At 40.5% G+C, this 3,504-nt stretch carries 3 protein-coding genes and 1 pseudogene; 1 reads left to right on the top strand and 3 read right to left on the bottom strand.

The genetic code is table 11. The annotated features are described in order from the left end of the window. From H6S82_RS24560 to H6S82_RS24570, 3 genes are all read right to left on the bottom strand, one after another. On the bottom strand, positions 1 to 937 hold a 937-nt coding region (locus tag H6S82_RS24560), incomplete at its 3' end, for an ATP-binding protein (RefSeq protein WP_191056856.1). Positions 938 to 994: 57 nt separating this feature from the next. Continuing rightward, complete coding sequence (locus tag H6S82_RS24565) at positions 995 to 1,819, bottom strand: transcription factor RcaD (protein ID WP_190474593.1); 825 nt, start codon at positions 1,817 to 1,819, stop codon at positions 995 to 997. Positions 1,820 to 1,969: 150 nt separating this feature from the next. Then, positions 1,970 to 2,728 carry a hypothetical protein gene (locus H6S82_RS24570; RefSeq protein ID WP_190474591.1) on the bottom strand — a complete coding sequence of 253 codons (759 nt, stop codon included), beginning with the start codon at positions 2,726 to 2,728 and terminating at the stop codon, positions 1,970 to 1,972. Between the two features lie 434 nt (positions 2,729 to 3,162). On the opposite strand from H6S82_RS24570, the pseudogene H6S82_RS24575 reads away from it, so the two are divergent. After that, a pseudogene (locus H6S82_RS24575) lies at positions 3,163 to 3,504 on the top strand (glycosyl transferase family 1); the annotation flags it as partial.

The raw sequence follows: 3,504 nt of genomic DNA on the forward strand, positions 1-3,504 counted from the left end.
ACGACGCTCTTTCCGATCTATGAATCCCAGCTTTGTCAGACATTTGAATGCGATCTATAACTCGCTTCCAGCCATCAGTAAGGAAGCTGATAACTATCAAAAAGTTTTTTAGACCGTCATTATGAATAGTTGTGTTAACGTTAAAAAAAGGTTGTGGATTAAAATCACCTTCAGAATTCATACCTGTTTCTGTATTATCAAAACACAAGACAATCGGCTGAGTTTCAGTAGAAATTCTGCCTAAGTTTGATAAGGTTTCCCAGGCAGCTTCTTCTGTTTCAATAGAGCGTCGAACTTTTAATTCTTGCAGAGACTCTTCACTTAAATCATCTCCTCGTAACCACTCACAGGCCAAGGGATACAATTCTGGATCGGTGAGGTCGTAAAGCACGCCAAAAAAACTGTCAGCATTATAAATCCCTGCTTCTTTGTATGAATCTTTAAGGTGTCTAATAAATTTTTGCCGATTGCTGCGTAATAATTGCCAGACACTCTCATCAAAAATTCTTTGTTTTAAACTGCGCTTCGTGAAAGCAGATAGACTTTTCAGCCATAGCATCAGCTGTGAATCTTTTTGTCCCTCTGGAACCTGCATTAAGCTATCAACGGTATAGCGGAGGATATGACGCCTGATGTAGTCGTTGTTAGGCCAAGGCCCAATGTAGGCAAAAAAAGCTTTCCGGTTGAAAGCGCGTTTGAGCCGACCTAAGAGATAGCTTTTGCCAGAACCTGTATCGCCAGTGAGGAGTACGGTGCGACTACGATGGTCTTTGGCAATAAGGTCTAGAAGCTCTTCAATTTCTGCGATCGCTTCTTGATGAATTGAATCTACTGTTAATTTTGCGTCTTGCTTTTCCCTCCAAAAGTTACCCGGTTTAAAAGTTGTGGGGTCAAAGGGATTAACCTCGCGTCGAATAATGTCGTCAATGGATGCCATAGTGAAATTTCCTTTAAACTAGGTAACTGCTTTTAGAATGCCAAGGCGAGTAGATTGCTAGTTGGCGACGATAAAAAACAGTGGCCCGCCAATATCTTGGGGAATTCCGGCGTCAATTTGTTCTGGAGTATAAGGCGTCGTATCTACTAGCGAACTCAACTCAATCCGGTCATCCCGTTGCAGGCGATAAAGCGATCGATCTAATTCTTCCCTAGATAGAGGCGGTTGTAATTTCTGCCGCAGGTGAAAAATTGGTAAATAATTTTCCGTCCCCAATTCTTTATCTAAATCTCGAATTATCTGTAAAATCTCGTCATCGCTAGGCTTAGCTGTCGGTGTAACTGGCGGCGATACTACTTCCGACTTTTCGCGGAGGGATTTCCGCAAAAAGTTCAGGTAATTTTTCAGCAAATCCAGGCTAATGGTTGCAGAACCCTTGGGGTTGTAGTCATCCCGCAAATATTCCAGTCCTCGCGGAGTCAGCCATACCTCGGCTTTCTGGCGTTTGAGTTTATTTTCGGCTTCAATCAAACCGCGATCGGCTAGATTTTTTAATATCTCCTCTCTTTCAGCCGCTTTCACCACTGTGATATCGCTGGGTTTGATTTTTCCGGAAGCTTTGCCTATTTTCTCCAGCAGCTTCAGTTCTTTGTCTGCAATGGGTAACTGGGAGACATCTATTTTCAGCAAAGCGCGACCGGGCGGTAAAATTTTAACGGTAGCCATTTCGCGGGAAAAGTCGATCAGTTCCCGTTCTTCCCCCAACTCTCGACAAATTTTGTCCTTACCTTTAAATTCTTTGAAAATGGTAGCAGAAAGGGATGACCGATAATTAGGACAACCCAGCAATTTCAGCAGGAACTTCAGCTCGTTAGTTTCCATTTGCTCACCTTTATCTAACTTATTAGAATAACTCGAAAGCTAAAAATAGGTACGTTGCCCTAGCTTTAGCCCCTTGATGCGAGGGATAACAGGGATATGAGCCCAACAACATACCCAGAAAGCAAATAACTAGCAACTGGCGTTACTTAATTAAAAAAAATATTTACCGGCAAATATCTCGAACTGGTAATATACGGCATTGGCTTTATTAATCATAAACTTAATCTCATCACTTTCTAGCTCTTGTCTAACTATTTGTTTTAAAAATTGACGCTTTTTGGAAGGGCCGGAATGAAATCCTTGCTCTTTGTGAACCTTATCTACATTTTGCTTTGTATGGTAAAAAATAGTAAAATTCGTACCAAAACGGTAATTAATCTTTTCAATTATGCTACCAAAGTCATGGGTAACTTCATCAAATAAACCTACAACATAACGATCTCTATAGGGCATTATCCTAGTATAAAAAGATATCCAATTACTAAAATATTTTTCTAAAGGGATGTCTAAGGCTGGATTTCGGGATGTACTTAAATAATTTGTTTCTAACTCCAAACATCTGAGAGAAACTACAGCATCCACAGGCTTTCTGATCAAAACTAAAGTTGGTATATTAAGATGGGCAGCACGTATGATTTGGGCAGGAGCGTGTAAATGCGATGCCAATGCGATGCGACGAGGTTGAGCAGATTGAAATGCACCAATAGAAAAACTATTTGCAGAACGCGGAAATCCTTCTATCACTAACTCAGTATGTTTTCCTACTGCTTGACTTGGGTTTTTTCCAGCCAATTTTACCAAGGGGAAAAATAATTTTGGATGAAGACTTAAAAAGGAACGCACCTCAAATTTTTGTTGAAACAAATTTTTTTCTAAAGCACCCAGATCGTACATATTGAATGAAGTCATTGTTTGGTTTTGAAAATTTTAATTCATAAAAAAATACAGGGAAGAGATATTTTTGAGGTTACCTGTTTATTTTTTGGAGTGTGGCATAGCGCGAGCGAGGCAAAATCTCTACTAACATTACCAAAAAATACAGTTTATTAAAACAGTTATATCCGAGTAAACTAACAATGTCAAACTGCCTGTATAGACATTCAGATAAAAACTACTATCCTAAGATAGATGTATTTTACATTGGCCTATGTGTGAGGATGATTTTACTGCATCTGTTCCGCAAAGACTCCGGCCACTTGCTTCCCAATGGCGATAAATCACCTTCATCGGCTACTACACTCTCATCAAGGTAATTTCCGGCACAGCGACAATGCCGGACAAGATAGATATAGGCTAATGTCTATCAAATCACTGCAATTACGACTTCTATTTGAGTAACTTGTATGAATATTCTCATGCTGTCGTCCACGTTCCCCTATCCACCCAGCCGAGGCGGAACGGAAATCAGAACTTTCAACCTGCTGAAATACCTGCACCAGCGCCATCATATCACGCTGGTGACCCAACGCCACGCGGGAGTAACAGATACAGAAATAGAAGAACTGCGTCAATGGGTAAGTAATCTGGTAATTTTTCCCTTACCCCCAGAACCGAAACAAGGGGGAATAGAAGGATTATTTGGTAAAGCAGCACGTTTTGCAGAATCAGTCATCAAAGTAACACCACCGAATGTTTTATACCGCTACTCACCGGAAATTCAAAGTTGGGTAGATGAGTTTGTCAAA

The sequence above is a fragment of the Planktothrix sp. FACHB-1355 genome, from assembly GCF_014748295.1.
Classification (GTDB): domain Bacteria; phylum Cyanobacteriota; class Cyanobacteriia; order Cyanobacteriales; family Aerosakkonemataceae; genus Aerosakkonema; species Aerosakkonema funiforme_A.

Bases quoted from the DNA above. Each gene is read 5' to 3' on its own strand.
- H6S82_RS24570 (WP_190474591.1), bottom strand. From the start codon at position 2,728: ATGACTTCATTCAATATGTACGATCTGGGTGCTTTAGAAAAAAATTTG.
- H6S82_RS24565 (WP_190474593.1), bottom strand. From the start codon at position 1,819: ATGGAAACTAACGAGCTGAAGTTCCTGCTGAAATTGCTGGGTTGTCCT.